The following is a 16,297-nucleotide window of genomic DNA, read 5'->3' on the forward strand; positions in this document are numbered from 1 at the left end:
CCACATGATTGGATTATCAAACCGCTTCTGTGGGAGCTGCCGCAGGCTGCGATCTTTTGCTCTTTATTCAAGGCAAAAAAATGCCCCCGCCGTTTGCACGGCGGGGGCATCTTCATTGCGCTAAAGCGTTGGGGTGATTAAACGCCCGAAGCCTTGGCAGCTGCCACGTCTTTGATGGACAGCTTGATACGGCCGCGGTTGTCCACGTCCAGAACCAGCACTTCGACTTCCTGGCCTTCTTTGAGGATGTCGGTGACTTTCTCTACGCGAGCGTCGCTCAGCATCGAGATGTGCACCAGACCGTCCTTGCCCGGCAGGATGTTGACGAATGCGCCGAAGTCGACGATGCGCTCAACCTTGCCGACGTAGATCTTGCCGATCTCGGCTTCTGCCGTGATGCTCAGAACGCGCTGACGCGCGGCTTCTGCGGCATCCTTGGTTTCGCCGAAGATCTTGATCGAGCCGTCGTCTTCGATATCGATCGAAGCCTTGGTTTCCTCGCAGATCGCACGGATGGTCGCGCCACCTTTACCGATAACGTCACGGATCTTGTCGGTGTCGATCTTCATCGCGATCATGGTCGGAGCGTTGGCCGACAGCTCGGTACGCGACTGACCAATGATCTGGTTCATCTGGCCGAGGATGTTCAGGCGCGCTTCAAGGGCCTGGCCCAGAGCGATTTCCATGATCTCTTCGGTGATGCCCTTGATCTTGATGTCCATCTGCAGCGCGGTCACGCCTTTGGCGGTACCGGCTACCTTGAAGTCCATGTCGCCCAGGTGATCTTCGTCGCCGAGGATGTCGGTCAGGACGGCGAACTTCTCGCCTTCTTTAACCAGACCCATGGCGATACCGGCCACCGGTGCTTTCATCGGTACACCGGCGTCCATCAGCGCGAGGGAAGCGCCGCACACGGAAGCCATCGAGCTCGAACCGTTGGATTCGGTGATTTCCGACACCACGCGGATGGTGTACGGGAACACGTCAGCGGCTGGCAGCATGGCCGAAACCGAACGACGGGCCAGACGGCCGTGACCGATTTCGCGACGACCGGCGCCACCCATGCGACCACACTCGCCTACCGAGAACGGCGGGAAGTTGTAGTGCAGCATGAACGGGTCTTTCTTTTCGCCTTCCAGGGTGTCCAGCAGTTGCGCGTCACGGGCGGTGCCCAGTGTTGCCACAACCAGTGCCTGGGTTTCACCACGGGTGAACAGCGCCGAACCGTGAGTCTTCGGCAGAACGCCGACTTCGATGTTCAGCGGACGTACGGTGCGGGTGTCGCGGCCGTCGATACGTGGCTTGCCGTTGACGATGTTTTCGCGAACGGTGCGGTACTCGATTTCGCCAAAGGCTGCTTTGACTTCAGCAGCGCTAGGCTGGCCTTCTTCACCGGACAGCTTGGCAACCACCTGGTCACGCAACTCGCCCAGACGCGCGTAGCGGTCGGCCTTGATGGTGATGGTGTAAGCCTGGGAGATCGCTTCGCCGAACTCGGCACGGATCGCGCCCAGCAACTCGGTGGCTTCAGGCTGTGGAGCCCAGTTCCAGGTTGGCTTGGCGGCTTCGGCAGCCAGTTCCTTGACTGCGTTGATCACAACCTGGAATTCGTCGTGAGCGAACAGTACCGCGCCCAGCATCTGGTCTTCGGTCAGCTCTTTGGCTTCCGATTCAACCATCAGCACGGCGTCGGAAGTACCGGCAACGACCATGTCCAGGCTCGAAGCGGCTTGCTGTTCATAAGTCGGGTTCAGCAGGTAGCCGGTGCTTTCGTGGAAAGCCACGCGAGCGGCGCCGATCGGGCCATCGAATGGAATGCCGGAAATGGCCAGGGCAGCCGAGGTACCGATCATCGCAGCGATGTCCGGATCGGTCTTCTTGCTGGTGGAAACGACGGTGCAGACAACCTGCACTTCGTTCATGAAGCCTTCTGGAAACAGCGGACGGATCGGACGGTCGATCAGTCGGGAAGTCAGGGTTTCTTTCTCGGAAGGACGGCCTTCACGCTTGAAGAAACCGCCAGGGATCTTACCGGCAGCGTAAGTCTTTTCCTGGTAGTGAACGGACAGAGGGAAGAAACCCTTGCCCGGATCGGCTTGCTTTGCACCGACGACAGTCACCAACACGCTGACGTCGTCGTCAACGGTGACCAATACTGCGCCGGAGGCCTGACGGGCGATACGGCCTGTCTCGAGGGTAACGGTCGATTGACCGAACTGGAATTTTTTGATTACCGGGTTCACGGTGTCCTACCTTCTTTGTGGCTCTTGGGGGAAACGGTTTCTTGCGAATTCTTGGGCAATCTCGGGAATCGGCCCGATGGCAATTGTCCGGGTGTTACAGGTAAAGCCATGCTGCAGATAAAACTTGAGGCTGGGAGCCTGCAAGGCGCCAGCGGAAAACCGCTGACGCCCGACAGACCACCAACCTCATAGCGCAATCGCTGATTAGCGACGCAGACCCAGGCGAGCGATCAGAGCGGCGTACCGGCTCACGTCCTTGCCTTTCAGGTAGTCCAGCAGCTTGCGACGCTGGTTAACCATGCGGATCAGACCACGACGGGAGTGGTGATCTTTACCGTTGGCCTTGAAGTGACCTTGCAGTTTGTTGATGTTGGCGGTCAGCAGTGCAACCTGCACTTCTGGCGAACCAGTGTCACCAACAGCTTGCTGGTAGTCAGCAACGATTTGAGCTTTTTCTTGAACGTCGAGAGCCATGAGGCAATCCTTCCTTATCAGGAAACTGTTTCAGGGAAACAGCTTCAACAGGCCAGGGACAAATCCCTGTATCTATAAATGAGTAGTGACCATGCCTGTTAACAGCCACACTCGCCGGCCCGCTTGACGCAGACCGGTTCCGGTCATTCTGACCGAATCAAGCGACGCGGCGCGATGCGCCCGTCTTCGCTCACTTCACCGATACCGATGAAGCGACCATTGTGATCCTGTACTCGCACCATGCCGAACTTCGGCGCATCCGGGGCACGCACCGGCTGGCCGTTGAGCCAGTAGAACGCGCTCGCTTCGGAGAAGTGCAGCAACGGCCAATCCTGCAGGCCGCTGTCCGAAGGCATCAGGAAACGGTCGACCGCTTCGTTGCCACCTTCGGCATGTACCGCTTCCAGCTCTTCGAGGGTCACGGTCTGCGCGAGGGTGAAAGGCCCGGCCTGGGTCCGGCGCAATTCTGCGACGTACGCACCACAACCGAGTTGCTCACCGATATCCTCCACCAGGGTACGAATATAGGTGCCCTTGCTGCAGTCCACCGCAAGCCGCGCAGTATCGCCTTCGAAGGCCAGCAATTCCAAGCGCGCAATAGTAACAGAACGCGGTTCGCGCTCCACTACTTCGCCTGCACGTGCCAGTTTGTACAGCGGCTGGCCATCACGCTTGAGCGCCGAGTACATCGGCGGTATCTGACTGATTTGCCCGCGAAATTTCGGCAGAACTGCTTCGACATCGGCGCGACCAACGGTCACCGGACGCTCCTGCAAAACTTCGCCTTCGGCATCGGCCGTGGTGGTGGTCTTGCCGAGTTGCGCCAGGGTTTCATAGCCCTTGTCGGAATCGAGCAGGTACTGCGAGAACTTGGTCGCCTCGCCGAAGCACAGCGGCAACACGCCGGTGGCCAGCGGGTCGAGGCTGCCGGTGTGCCCGGCCTTCTCGGCATTGAGCAGCCAGCGCACCTTCTGCAACGCGGCGTTGGAAGTGAAACCCAACGGCTTGTCGAGCAGGATGATGCCGCTGACGTTACGACGGATACGTTTGACCTGAGCCACCGAATTACTCCTTGGTGTCTTCAGGTGCTGGAGCGGCAACGTGCTGATTGTCTTCAGCCACGGCGCGCTCGATCAGTGCCGACAGGTGCGCACCACGCACGACGGATTCGTCGTAGTGGAAGTGCAGTTGCGGCACACTGCGCAGCTTCATTTCGCGGGCCAGTTGCATGCGCAGAAAACCTGCGGCGGCATTGAGCACCTTGATGCTTTGCGCGATGTCTTCAGCGTTGTCCTGACCCATCACGGTGATGAAAATCTTCGCGTGACCGACGTCACGGGACACTTCCACAGCAGTGATGGTGACCAGGCCGACGCGCGGGTCTTTGACTTCGCGACGGATCAGTTGCGCCAGCTCGCGCTGCATCTGATCGCCGATACGTTGGGTACGGCTGTATTCTTTTGCCATGATTTGTTACCTGTTACTGCCCAGCGGTGAAACCCGCAAGGTCTGAAAGCGGCAAACGCCCGGCCTGACAAAAGCCAGACCGGGCGTTGCGTTTAGAGTCCGGACGCTGGGCCGTGCATTTCCATGCTACGGCCCATCGTGGCCCTTGAAGTGCGCGAGTCAGAGGCTGCGAGCAACCTGAACCTTCTCGAAGACTTCGATCTTGTCGCCGACTTTGACGTCGTTGTAGCTCTTCACGCCGATACCGCATTCCATGCCGGCACGTACTTCGGAAGCGTCATCCTTGAAGCGGCGCAGGGATTCCAGCTCGCCTTCGAAGATAACGATGTCTTCACGCAGTACACGGATCGGACGGTTACGGTGCACGACACCTTCAATCACCATGCAACCGGCGATCGCGCCAAACTTCGGCGAACGGAACACGTCACGCACTTCGGCCACACCCAGGATGTTCTCGCGAACATCGCTGCCGAGCATACCGGTCAGGGCTTTCTTGACGTCTTCGATGATGTCGTAGATCACGTTGTAGTAACGCATATCCAGACCTTCCTGCTCGACAATCTTGCGAGCGCCAGCATCGGCACGCACGTTGAAGCCGAACAGTACAGCGTTGGAAGCCAGTGCCAGGTTGGCGTCGGATTCGGTGATACCACCGACACCGCCACCCACGACGCGCACTTGCACTTCATCGTTGCCCAGGCCATTCAAGGCACCGTTCAACGCTTCCAGCGAACCACGGACGTCGGACTTGAGGACGATGTTGAGCGTCTTCTTCTCGGCCTGACCCATGTTTTCGAAGATGTTTTCCAGCTTGCCGGCGTGAGCGCGAGCCAGTTTGACTTCGCGGAACTTGCCTTGACGGAACAGAGCCACTTCACGGGCTTTCTTCTCGTCGGCAACCACGCTCATCTCGTCGCCAGCGTCCGGGGTACCGTCCAGGCCGAGGATCTCGACAGGGATGGAAGGGCCGGCTTCCTTGATCGGCTTGCCGTTCTCGTCGAGCATGGCACGTACACGGCCGTAGTTCGAACCGACCAGAACCATATCGCCTTGACGCAGCGTACCGTCCTGAACCAGCACGGTTGCCACCGGGCCACGGCCCTTGTCGAGACGCGATTCAACCACCACACCACGGCCAGGAGCCGATGGAGTAGCTTTCAGCTCGAGAACTTCGGCCTGCAGCAGAACGGCTTCAAGCAGCTCGTCCACGCCAGTACCCATCTTCGCCGAAACCGGAACGAATGGTGTGTCGCCACCCCAGTCTTCGGAAGTCACGCCGTGAACCGACAGCTCGCTGCGGATGCGATCGAGATCGGCGCCCGGCTTGTCGATCTTGTTCACTGCGACCACCAGCGGCACGCCAGCTGCCTGAGCATGCTGAACCGCTTCGATGGTTTGCGGCATCACGCCGTCGTCCGCTGCAACCACGAGGATCACGATGTCGGTCGCCTTGGCACCACGGGCACGCATTGCGGTAAACGCAGCGTGACCCGGGGTGTCGAGGAAAGTGACCATGCCGCGATCAGTCTCAACGTGGTACGCACCGATGTGCTGGGTGATACCGCCGGCTTCGCCAGCAGCTACCTTGGCACGACGGATGTAGTCGAGCAGGGAAGTCTTACCGTGGTCAACGTGGCCCATTACGGTCACGACTGGAGCACGGGAGAACGACTCACCTTCAAACTTCAGGGACTCGGCCAGGGAATCTTCCAGAGCGGTGTCGCTGACCAGGGTCACTTTGTGGCCCAGTTCTTCGGCTACCAGTTGAGCAGTTTCCTGATCAAGCACCTGGTTGATGGTCGCTGGGGTACCCAGTTTGAACATGAACTTGATGATTTCAGCAGCCTTGACCGACATCTGGTTGGCCAGATCGCCAACCGTGATGGTCTCGCCGATCTGCACATCACGCACGACAGGGCCGGTAGGGCTCTGGAAACCGTGGGCGTTGCGCTTCTTCAGCTTGGCCTTGCCGCGACCACCACGACGGAAGCCATCGCTTTCTTCGTCGGTAGTGCGTGGCGCCACACGTGGTGCCGGCGCTTTTTCTTTGACCGATGCGCGATGCGGAGCGTTTTTGCGCTCGCCATCACCGCCACCGCTGCGACGATTGTTATCGTCGGCACGTGGCTTGTCCGGACGGCGCTGTTCGTTCTGCTTGTTGCGAACGTCAGCCGATGGAGCAGGAGCAGCAGCCACCGGTGCGCTTTCGCGAACAGGTTCGGCAGCAGCCGGTGCCGCAACGGCGTCGCTGGCAGCGGTTTGCGCAGCAGCAGGCTGGCGACGCGCTTCTTCTTCGGCGCGTTGCTTGGCTTCTTCTTCAGCCTTCTGACGGGCAGCATTTTCTACTGCGCGGCGCTCATCCAGTTCACGCTTGCGCTCGGCTTCGATTTCTTCCGGGCTACGCTGTACGAAAACTTTCTTCTTGCGAACTTCAACGCTGATGCTCTTGCTACCAGCCACACGCAGGGTGCTGGTGGTTTTACGCTGCAGCGTGATCTTGCGTGGTTCTTCCACTTTCGCCTTGTGACTGCTCTTCAAGTGAGTCAGCAGGGATTGCTTCTCACTGTCAGTCACATTTTCGTCGGCGGCGGTGTGCGGCAGACCTGCCTCACGCATCTGCTGCAACAGGCGCTCTACCGGTGTTTTGACCTCATCGGCCAGTTGTTTCACCGTGACTTGCGTCATGCACTTCTCTCCTCAGGCCGCGCCTAATTACTCGAACCAGTGGGCTCGGGCGGCCATGATCAACTTGCCGGCACGATCATCGTCAATGCCGTCGATGTCGAGCAGGTCGTCAATAGACTGCTCGGCCAGGTCTTCGCGGGTAATTACGCCGCGCACCGCCAGTTCCATCGCCAAATCCTTGTCCATACCCTCAAGCGAGAGCAGGTCTTCGGCCGGATGGGCGTCTGCCAGCTTTTCCTCAGTAGCGATGGCTTTGGTCAACAAGCGATCCTTGGCGCGAGCACGAAGCTCGTTGACGATGTCCTCGTCAAAGCCGTCGATGTTGAGCATCTCCTCCACCGGTACGTAGGCAATCTCTTCCAGGCTGGTGAAGCCTTCATCTACCAGCACCTGAGCCAGCTCTTCGTCGACTTCCAGCTCGTCGATGAAGTTGCGCAGGATGTCGCCGGTTTCTGCTTGCTGCTTAGCCTGGATGTCCGATTCGGTCATCACGTTCAGGGTCCAGCCAGTCAACTGGCTGGCCAGACGCACGTTCTGACCACCGCGACCGATGGCCTGAGCCAGATTGTCTGCGCCAACGGCGATGTCCATGGCATGGGCATCTTCGTCAACGATAATTGCCGCAACCTCGGCCGGGGACATGGCGTTGATCACGAACTGGGCCGGGTTGTCGTCCCACAGCACGATATCAACACGCTCGCCGCCCAACTCACCCGATACCGCCTGGACGCGCGAACCGCGCATACCGATGCAGGCACCTTGCGGATCGATGCGCTTGTCCTTGGAACGGACGGCGATCTTGGCGCGCGAACCCGGATCACGGGAGGCGGCCATGACCTCGATGAGGCCTTCAGCGATTTCCGGCACTTCGATACGGAACAGCTCGATCAGCATTTCCGGCGCGGTACGCGACAGGATCAGCTGCGGGCCGCGGTTCTCGGTGCGGATTTCCTTGAGCAGCGCACGCAGACGCACGCCGACACGGAAGGTTTCGCGAGAAATGATGTCTTCGCGGGCCAGCAACGCTTCAGCGTTGTTGCCCAGATCGACGATCACGTTGTCGCGGGTGACTTTTTTCACGGTGCCGGAGATTATTTCCCCCAGGCGCTCGCGATAGGCGTCGACCACTTGAGCGCGCTCGGCTTCGCGAACTTTCTGCACGATGACCTGCTTGGCAGTCTGTGCAGCGATGCGGCCGAACTCGATGGATTCGATTTTCTCTTCGACGACGTCACCGACCTTGGCGCCAGGATGCGTTTCGGCAACCTTGCTAGGCCAGGTCTCGATGGCCGGATCGTCGAGATCATTCTCTTCGACGACCGTCCAGCGACGGAAGGTTTCGTAGGAACCGGTGTGGCGGTTGATTTCCACACGCAGGTCCACTTCGTCTTCAAAACGCTTTTTGGTAGCAGTGGCCAGAGCCAGCTCCAGCGCTTCAAAAATTATGCTTGCCGGTACACCCTTTTCATTGGATACCGACTCAACAACCAGCAGTACTTCTTTGCTCATCGTACGCCTCGCCTTTCGCAAGCCATTGGATCCGCGGGATCCGCGTCTCAGTCAAAACTGGGAATAATGTTGGCCTTGTCGATCATATCGATCGGCAACAGGAACTCGTGGTCTTCTACCTGCACCACGACGTCCTGCTCTTCTACACCGCGCAGAAGGCCCTGAAAGTTGCGTCGACCTTCGAAAGGCGAGCGCAGCTTGATCTTCACTTGTTCACCGGCAAATTTGGCAAACTGCTCAAGAGTGAACAGCGGGCGCTCCATGCCAGGCGAGGAAACTTCAAGGGTGTATTCAACGGAGATTGGATCTTCAACATCCAGGACACCGCTGATCTGACGGCTGACAATGGCGCAGTCGTCCACCAGCACGCCACCCTCTTTATCGATATAAACGCGCAACATCGAGTGCCGACCCTGAGCCGAAAACTCGATACCCCAGCATTCATAGCCCAGGGCCACGACCACCGGGGCCAGCAAGGCCTGCAACTCTTCTAGCTTGCTCGACACCTGAACCCCCTAGTGCATGATATGTGCATGCTTTGCAAAATAAAAAAATGGGCATAACGCCCATCCTTGAAACGCCGTCGAACAGCGGCGTTGAAAGTATCCAGCTAACAAAAAGCCCCTTAAAAGGGGCTCCTTAAACTGGTTGCGGGGGCCGGATTTGAACCGACGACCTTCGGGTTATGAGCCCGACGAGCTACCAGACTGCTCCACCCCGCGACAAAGCTGGGGCGGAAGTATACGACCGATCCCTTTTAGGGTCAATGTAACCTTCCACCTGCAAGAAAGCCCGCAACAGCGGGCTCTCCTGACTAATTGGTACCGAGAAGGGGACTCGAACCCCTACACCCTATGGGCACAACCACCTCAAGGTTGCGTGTCTACCAATTCCACCACCTCGGCAATACTACGTTTGAAACTCTTCTTACTTCTGCTCTTGAGCTGGAGGCACGTCAGTCGCTGGAGTAGCCGACTTTTGCTCTTGAAGCACCGGGACATCATCAGAAGCCGGTTGTTGCTTAGGTACTTCCAACACTGCTGGATCTGGCAAACCTGCTTGAGTCAGCTGATGAGCCTTCTCTTTAGCAAAGTAACCTAACCCCAGGCTGGTTATGAAGAAACCGGCGGCAAGTATAGCAGTAAACTTACTAAGAAAGGTAGAGGAACCTTGGCTTCCGAACACAGTATTTGAAGCACCTGCTCCGAAAGACGCGCCAGCGTCCGCACCCTTACCCTGCTGCAGCAAAACCAGAGCAACTACGCCCAATGCACCCAGCAGATGAAAAACGACTACGACTGTTTCCAGCATTTTTTCAGTTTCCCGCGGCGCGACAGATCGCACCGAACTCATCTGCATTCAGGGAAGCTCCACCAATGAGCCCCCCATCGATATCCGGCATGCCGAACAGTTCGACCGCATTGGCCGCCTTCACGCTGCCGCCGTATAGAAGCCGCACATTTCGTGCGACTTCAGAATTCTCTGCCGCCAACTGCTCGCGAATGGCTTTATGCACATCCTGAGCCTGTTGCGGCGTTGCAGTCAGCCCGGTACCAATGGCCCAGACCGGCTCGTAAGCAATCACTGCCTTGGCAAAAGCACCGACACCCAGCTCCTCAATGATGCTGCCCAGCTGACGCCCGACAACTTCAAGAGTTTTTCCGGCTTCGCGTTGCTCAAGGGTCTCCCCCACACACAACACCGGAATCAAGCCACATGCCTGTGCAGCTGCGAACTTGCGATTCAGCATCCCGTCTCGCTCGCCCAGAATCTGGCGGCGTTCGGAGTGCCCGACAAGCACCAGGGAACAACCTGCATCCACCAACTGACTGGGAGCAATCTCACCGGTCAGCGCACCTTGCATGGCTTCCACCGCAGAATTCTGCGCGCCGACCGAAATCGACTTGCCTTTCAAGCCATCAATCACTTGATTGATATACAAGCAAGGCGGGAACACCGCGACATCAACACCGCTTGGCAAGGCCAGATGACGAAGGCCGTTGATCAGCTCAGCGACGCTGGCGCGGGTACCGTGCATCTTCCAGTTACCAGCTACCATAGGGCGACGCATGCTGTACCTCGTCGGTCAAAGTGGGCGCAGATGTTACCCAACACAATCATGGCTTGCAAGCCGTATCAGGCAGAAACTTCGGTTACCAGTTTTGCCAGCTCTTCGGCATAGCCGCGAACCTGGTTTTCGTCCTCGCCTTCGACCATTACGCGCACCAGAGGCTCTGTGCCGGACTTGCGCAGAAGCACGCGACCGCGCCCCGCCATCGCCTGGGTTACACGGGCGCTGGCTTCCTTGACAGCCGGATGCTCCAGTGGGCTTTCACCGCCGCCGAAGCGGACGTTGATCAGCACCTGAGGGCACTTGCGCAAAGCCTGTCGGGTTTGGGCGAGACCTTCATTGCGGGATTTCAGAGCCATCAACACCTGCAAGGCCGCGATGATCGCGTCGCCCGTGGTGGTGTGATTGAAGCAGACCACATGCCCGGAATTCTCTCCGCCGACAAGCCAGTTGCGCTCTTGCAGCTCAGCGATGACATAGCGGTCACCGACATTGGCACGAACGAACGGGATCGACAGATCTGCCAGGGCCAGTTCGAGGCCGAGGTTGCTCATCAGCGTACCGACCACTCCACCCTGCAACTTGCCGCGCTCATGCAGATCGCGGGCAATGATAAACAGCAGATCATCGCCGTCGACGATGGTACCGGTGTGATCAACCATCAACACGCGATCGCCATCACCATCGAAAGCGATGCCGAGGTCGGCGTGTTCGGCCAGCACCGCAGCCTGCAACGGCCCCATGTGCGTGGAACCACAGTTATCGTTGATGTTCAGCCCGTTCGGCTGGGCAGACAGCACGACGACTTCGGCACCCAGCTCACGGAAGACGCTCGGCGCCACCTTATAGGTGGCACCGTGCGCACAGTCGATAACTATTTTCAGGCCGGAGAAATTGGTTCCGGAAGGCACGCTGCTTTTGCAGAACTCGATGTAGCGACCGGATGCATCATTGATTCGCGAAACTTTGCCGATCTTGCTCGATTCGACGACGGTCATCGGCGTATCCAGCAACTCTTCGATCATCAACTCCAATTCATCCGGCAGCTTGGTGCCTTTGCCGGAGAAGAACTTGATGCCGTTGTCGTCATGCGGATTGTGCGATGCACTGATCACGATCCCGGCTTCAGCCTGGAAGGTACGCGACAGATAGGCAATGGCTGGCGTCGGCATCGGGCCGAGCAGCATCACATCGGCGCCCGCCGAGGTCAGCCCGGCCTCGAGTGCGGACTCGAACATATAGCCGGAGATCCGCGTGTCCTTGCCGACCAGCACCTTGCACGCACCCATCTTGCGGAACGCCATGCCAGCCGCCCAGCCGAGCTTGAGCATGAAATCAGGCGTGATCGGGTATTCACCAACGCGACCGCGAATGCCGTCGGTACCAAAATATTTCTTGCTCATAAGTGCTCCATCATTCTTATTCGGCTGATTCTACGGCCGCGATCATTCGCACCACATCGACAGTTTCCGCCACGTCGTGGACGCGCAATATTCGCGCGCCCTTGACCGACGCCAGCGCCGCCAGCGCCAGACCGCCATGCAGACGCTTACCCACGGGACGGTTCAAAGCGTGGCCAATCATACTCTTGCGCGAAACACCCACCAGCAGTGGCCGACCCAGCGCGTGCAGGGCCTCCATGTGCTTGAACAAGCTTAGATTGTGCTGCAAGGTTTTGGCGAAGCCGAAGCCGGGATCGAGAATGATCCGCTCGGCGGGAATGCCCGCGAGTGCGCATTGATCCATACGCTCAGCGAGAAATTCGCCCACCTCGCGGGTGACATCCTGATAGCGCGGATTGTCCTGCATATCGCCCGGCTCGCCGAGCATGTGCATCAGACACACCGGCAATCCGGTCGCCGCCGCCGCGTCCAGCGCGCCATCGCGACGGAGCGAACGTACATCGTTGATCAACCCGGCACCCAGCCGTGCGGTTTCGCGCATGACCGCTGGCGTGGAAGTATCGACCGAGATGATGACATCCAGCTCGCGGTTGATCAGCTCGACTATCGGTGCGACGCGCTCAAGCTCCTCCAGAGGAGAAACCGCTCGAGCACCCGGCCGGGTCGATTCGCCGCCGACATCGATCAGCGTCGCACCAGCCAGCACCATGGCTTCGGCGTGGCGCAGAGCTGCGTCCAGCTGGCTGTAACGACCACCGTCGGAAAAGGAATCGGGAGTGACATTGAGAATGCCCATGACATGCGTATGGGCCAAATCAAGAACCCGGTTGCCGCAAGGCAACCGGGTCAGGGACTGAACAGAAGTCATTTCAAACCTTAAACGTCAGCAGCCGGACCGCCAATCGGTTTTTCCGGACGCTCGTCCTGCACGACAGGCGGCGGAGGCGTACCGGTGCCACCGGACCAGTCACGCGGCTCGCGAGGTGTGCGACCGGCCATGATGTCGTCGATCTGCTCGGCATCGATGGTTTCGTACTTCATCAGCGCATCAGCCATGGCATCCAGCTTGTCACGGTTATCCGTGAGGATCTGCTTGGCGGTGCCGTAGCACTGATCGATGATGCTGCGCACTTCAGAGTCGATCAGCTTGGCTGTCTCACCCGAGAAGCTGGCCGCCTGACCGCCGCCGCCGCGACCGAGGAACACTTCACCCTCTTCTTCGGCGTACATCAGCGGACCGAGTTTTTCCGACAAGCCCCACTTGGTCACCATGTTCCGGGCAATCTGACTTGCACGCATGATGTCGTTGGAGGCACCGGTGGTCACACCATCGAAGCCCAGCGTCATTTCTTCAGCGATACGGCCGCCGTACAACGAGCAGATCTGACTGATCAACGCACGTTTGGACAGGCTGTAGCGATCTTCTTCCGGCAGGAACATGGTCACACCCAGCGCACGACCGCGCGGGATGATCGATACCTTGTAGACCGGATCATGCTCAGGTACGACGCGACCCACAATGGCGTGGCCAGCTTCGTGATAAGCAGTGTTCTGTTTTTCTTTCTCGGACATGACCATGGATTTGCGCTCGGCACCCATCATGATCTTGTCTTTGGCCAGTTCGAACTCTTTCATCTCAACGATACGCTTGCCGCTACGGGCAGCGAACAGCGACGCCTCGTTGACCAGGTTAGCGAGGTCAGCACCGGAGAAGCCCGGAGTACCACGTGCGATTACCGCCGGAGCAACGTCGTCGCCCATTGGCACTTTGCGCATGTGCACTTTCAGAATCTGCTCGCGACCACGAATGTCCGGCAAGCCAACCACCACCTGACGGTCGAAACGGCCCGGACGCAGCAGCGCAGGGTCGAGTACGTCGGGACGGTTGGTTGCGGCAATCACGATGATGCCGTCGTTCATTTCGAAGCCGTCCATCTCTACCAGCAACTGGTTGAGAGTCTGCTCACGCTCATCGTGACCACCACCCATACCGGCGCCACGATGGCGACCCACGGCATCGATTTCGTCGATGAAGATGATGCACGGTGCGTGCTTCTTGGCCTGCTCGAACATGTCGCGGACACGGCTGGCGCCGACACCGACGAACATTTCGACAAAGTCGGAACCGGAAATGGTGAAGAACGGCACTTTCGCTTCGCCGGCAATCGCCTTGGCCAGCAAGGTTTTACCGGTACCCGGTGGGCCTACCATCAGCACACCGCGCGGGATACGGCCGCCCAGACGCTGGAATTTACCCGGATCACGCAAGAACTCGACCAGTTCGCCGACTTCTTCCTTGGCTTCGTCGCAACCGGCAACGTCAGCCAACGTGGTTTTGACCTGATCCTCGGAGAGCAGGCGCGCCTTGCTCTTGCCGAAGCTCATCGGCCCGCCCTTGCCACCGGCACCGCCCTGCATCTGGCGCATGAAGAACATGAACACCGCGATGATCACCAGGATCGGGAAGCTGGCCACCAGAAGCTGGGTCCAGATGCTTTGCTGTTCAGGCTGCTTGCCTTCAACCACAACGTGATTGTCGACCAGATCGCCGATCAGGCCATTGTCCTGGATTGCCGGACGAATGGTCCTGAAGCTGTCGCCATCGGTGCGCTTGCCGGTAATCACATAGCCATCGACGGCTACGCGCTCGACCTTGCCATCCTTGACCTGCTGGATGAAGTCGGAATAGTTGAGGGTCTGCGGCTCGTTAGGGCTGGAGAAGTTGTTCATCACCGTCACCAGGACAGCCGCGATGATCAACCACAGGATCAGATTCTTTGCCATATCGTTCAATTAACTACCCTCTGAAGCAAGCTCCGCTACTGGCGCGCGCTTCGCATGATATTCACCGGCCTAACTTACTACATTACCTACAACTCTGGCAGGCGCCGTCTGTAACCCTTTGTGAAACACTTTCTACACAATATTCGCTTATGCCCGCAGAGCGAAATATGAAAAACCTATCGCCCTGCCGAAAAACCTCGTTTTACGCATCACCGCCGCGATAACCCCAGGCCAGCATGTACTGCTCACGGGAGCTGCCACGGGAAGAGTCTGGCTTGATCATCTGGATCTTGTCGAATTTCTTGCGAGCATCCTTCAGATAAACATCGAACCCTTCGCCCTGGAAAATCTTGATGACGAAATTGCCACCGGGCTTGAGTATCCGCTCCGCCAGATCCAGCGCCAGCTCACAAAGGAACATGGCCTTGGGCATATCCACTTCGGGTGTACCACTCATATTGGGGGCCATATCGGAAATCACAAGGTCCACCTGCGAATTACCGACGGCCTCGAGGATTTCGGCAAGCACCGAGTCTTCAGTGAAGTCACCTTGAATGAAGGTCACGTCCGGAATGCCATCCATCTCAAGGATGTCAGAAGCGATCAGACGCCCCTGACCACCGATCAGCCGACTGGTGACCTGCGACCAGCCGCCCGGGGCCGCACCGAGGTCGACCACGCTCATGCCCGGACGGATCAATTTGTATTTTTCCTGGATCTCCAGAAGCTTGTAACTTGCACGCGAACGGTAGCCATCCTTCTGCGCCTGCTTCACATAAGGATCGTTGACATGTCTTTTCAGCCAACCAAGGCTTGTCTTGGAACGCGCCATTGGGCACCTCGATGATTAGGGTCGTGATTAGTTGGGCGGATCCACGAACCCTCGGGTAAAATGGCCGCCATTTTACAGAATCCAGACGAAAGGGTCAGATTATGCCGCTCACTCCAGAGCAGAAGAAACAGTACAAATCCATCGGCCACCACCTCAAACCAGTGTTGACGGTGGCGGACAACGGTTTGACTGAAGGTGTTTTAGCCGAACTTGAACGCGCCCTGGCGGATCACGAGCTGATCAAGATCAAGCTCAACATCCTCGATCGCGAGTCGCGCTTGGCGCACATCGCCGAACTGTGCAAGGTCGGCAAAGCAGACCTGGTTCAGGTCATCGGCAAGATGGCTCTGGTCTATCGCAAGAACTTCAGCGCCAACAAGCAGCTGTCGAACGTTCATCGCTTCAAGTGATGCGCAGGGTCAAGGGTGTGCTTCGCGCACCCTGCCACCCCATCCCGGCACTGGCTGCATGACCAGCACCAGCCCGGAAAACCCCAGCACCAGATAACTGAATACCTGCCAGCGCTGCGCATCCGGCCAGCCGACACACACAGCGACATACATCGCCCACGCGTACAACGCCATCAACAGCACCTGCCCGCGAAAATCCCGCCATAGACTGCCAAGGCCTTCGGCCTGTACCAGCACTAAAGCCTGAAAGATCACGCACACAGCGGCGAATCCCACCACCAGCACTTCGAATGCACTGGCTACTTCGTCGATCAACAGCGGCGCCAGGCCGATCTGGCCTAACGCCGGCTGCAAACCAAGGTGAATCAACCATAGACCACCGACCCAAAGCATCTGGGTCAGTTGCCAAAGCATGGCGC

At 58.3% G+C, this 16,297-nt stretch carries 15 protein-coding genes and 2 tRNA genes; 1 reads left to right on the forward strand and 16 read right to left on the reverse strand.

Features of this window, described 5'->3' with window-relative positions:
• Positions 1–137: 137 nt before the first annotated feature.
• The 15 genes from pnp to rlmE all read right to left on the reverse strand — a co-directional run bounded on the left by pnp (position 138) and on the right by rlmE (position 15,468).
• Positions 138–2,243 (reverse strand): polyribonucleotide nucleotidyltransferase, encoded by a 2,106-nt coding sequence (gene pnp / locus DCO47_RS05915; RefSeq protein ID WP_116657710.1) that lies wholly within the window; start codon positions 2,241–2,243, stop codon positions 138–140.
• A gap of 204 nt (positions 2,244–2,447) precedes the next feature.
• Positions 2,448–2,717 carry a 30S ribosomal protein S15 gene (gene rpsO, locus DCO47_RS05925; protein ID WP_016771751.1) on the reverse strand — a complete coding sequence of 90 codons (270 nt, stop codon included), beginning with the start codon at positions 2,715–2,717 and terminating at the stop codon, positions 2,448–2,450.
• 143 nt (positions 2,718–2,860) lie between these two features.
• Entirely contained in the window at positions 2,861–3,778 is a 918-nt protein-coding gene (gene truB, locus DCO47_RS05930; protein WP_024011571.1) for a tRNA pseudouridine(55) synthase TruB, read from the reverse strand.
• A 4-nt stretch (positions 3,779–3,782) separates the two neighbouring features.
• Positions 3,783–4,184, reverse strand: a complete 402-nt coding sequence (gene rbfA, locus DCO47_RS05935) for a 30S ribosome-binding factor RbfA (RefSeq protein WP_016771753.1) — start codon at positions 4,182–4,184, stop codon at positions 3,783–3,785.
• Between the two features lie 159 nt (positions 4,185–4,343).
• Positions 4,344–6,869 carry a translation initiation factor IF-2 gene (gene infB, locus DCO47_RS05940; RefSeq protein WP_041477933.1) on the reverse strand — a complete coding sequence of 842 codons (2,526 nt, stop codon included), beginning with the start codon at positions 6,867–6,869 and terminating at the stop codon, positions 4,344–4,346.
• A 27-nt stretch (positions 6,870–6,896) separates the two neighbouring features.
• Positions 6,897–8,378, reverse strand: coding sequence for a transcription termination factor NusA (gene nusA / locus DCO47_RS05945; RefSeq protein ID WP_116657712.1), 1,482 nt, complete (start codon positions 8,376–8,378; stop codon positions 6,897–6,899).
• Positions 8,379–8,425: 47 nt separating this feature from the next.
• Positions 8,426–8,884: a ribosome maturation factor RimP gene (rimP, locus tag DCO47_RS05950; protein ID WP_007973115.1), complete on the reverse strand. Its 459-nt coding sequence runs from the start codon at positions 8,882–8,884 to the stop codon at positions 8,426–8,428.
• 139 nt (positions 8,885–9,023) lie between these two features.
• A tRNA-Met gene (locus DCO47_RS05955) sits at positions 9,024–9,100 on the reverse strand.
• 97 nt (positions 9,101–9,197) lie between these two features.
• A tRNA-Leu gene (locus DCO47_RS05960) sits at positions 9,198–9,283 on the reverse strand.
• Positions 9,284–9,305: 22 nt separating this feature from the next.
• Positions 9,306–9,689, reverse strand: a complete 384-nt coding sequence (gene secG, locus DCO47_RS05965) for a preprotein translocase subunit SecG (protein WP_016771756.1) — start codon at positions 9,687–9,689, stop codon at positions 9,306–9,308.
• Between the two features lie 4 nt (positions 9,690–9,693).
• A complete protein-coding gene (gene tpiA, locus DCO47_RS05970; RefSeq protein WP_042608862.1) occupies positions 9,694–10,449 on the reverse strand; it encodes a triose-phosphate isomerase in 756 nt (251 codons plus the stop codon).
• A gap of 65 nt (positions 10,450–10,514) precedes the next feature.
• The gene (gene glmM, locus DCO47_RS05975) at positions 10,515–11,852 is read right to left on the reverse strand and encodes a phosphoglucosamine mutase (RefSeq protein ID WP_042608861.1); all 1,338 of its coding nucleotides are present in this window, start codon (positions 11,850–11,852) and stop codon (positions 10,515–10,517) included.
• Between the two features lie 16 nt (positions 11,853–11,868).
• Positions 11,869–12,720 carry a dihydropteroate synthase gene (gene folP, locus DCO47_RS05980; protein ID WP_116657713.1) on the reverse strand — a complete coding sequence of 284 codons (852 nt, stop codon included), beginning with the start codon at positions 12,718–12,720 and terminating at the stop codon, positions 11,869–11,871.
• 8 nt (positions 12,721–12,728) lie between these two features.
• Positions 12,729–14,636: an ATP-dependent zinc metalloprotease FtsH gene (gene ftsH, locus DCO47_RS05985; protein WP_116657714.1), complete on the reverse strand. Its 1,908-nt coding sequence runs from the start codon at positions 14,634–14,636 to the stop codon at positions 12,729–12,731.
• Positions 14,637–14,838: 202 nt separating this feature from the next.
• Positions 14,839–15,468: a 23S rRNA (uridine(2552)-2'-O)-methyltransferase RlmE gene (gene rlmE / locus DCO47_RS05990; RefSeq protein ID WP_039759551.1), complete on the reverse strand. Its 630-nt coding sequence runs from the start codon at positions 15,466–15,468 to the stop codon at positions 14,839–14,841.
• Between the two features lie 101 nt (positions 15,469–15,569).
• Between rlmE and DCO47_RS05995 the strand changes: the two genes are divergently transcribed.
• Positions 15,570–15,878 carry a YhbY family RNA-binding protein gene (locus DCO47_RS05995; RefSeq protein ID WP_016771761.1) on the forward strand — a complete coding sequence of 103 codons (309 nt, stop codon included), beginning with the start codon at positions 15,570–15,572 and terminating at the stop codon, positions 15,876–15,878.
• A gap of 9 nt (positions 15,879–15,887) precedes the next feature.
• Here the strand turns inward: DCO47_RS05995 and DCO47_RS06000 are convergent, their stop codons facing one another.
• On the reverse strand, positions 15,888–16,292 hold the full coding sequence (locus DCO47_RS06000) for an MFS transporter (protein ID WP_116657715.1): 405 nt from the start codon (positions 16,290–16,292) through the stop codon (positions 15,888–15,890).
• Between the last annotated feature and the right edge of the window lie 5 nt (positions 16,293–16,297).

The sequence above is a fragment of the Pseudomonas sp. NDM genome (genome assembly GCF_003105095.1).
GTDB lineage: Bacteria > Pseudomonadota > Gammaproteobacteria > Pseudomonadales > Pseudomonadaceae > Aquipseudomonas > Aquipseudomonas moraviensis_A.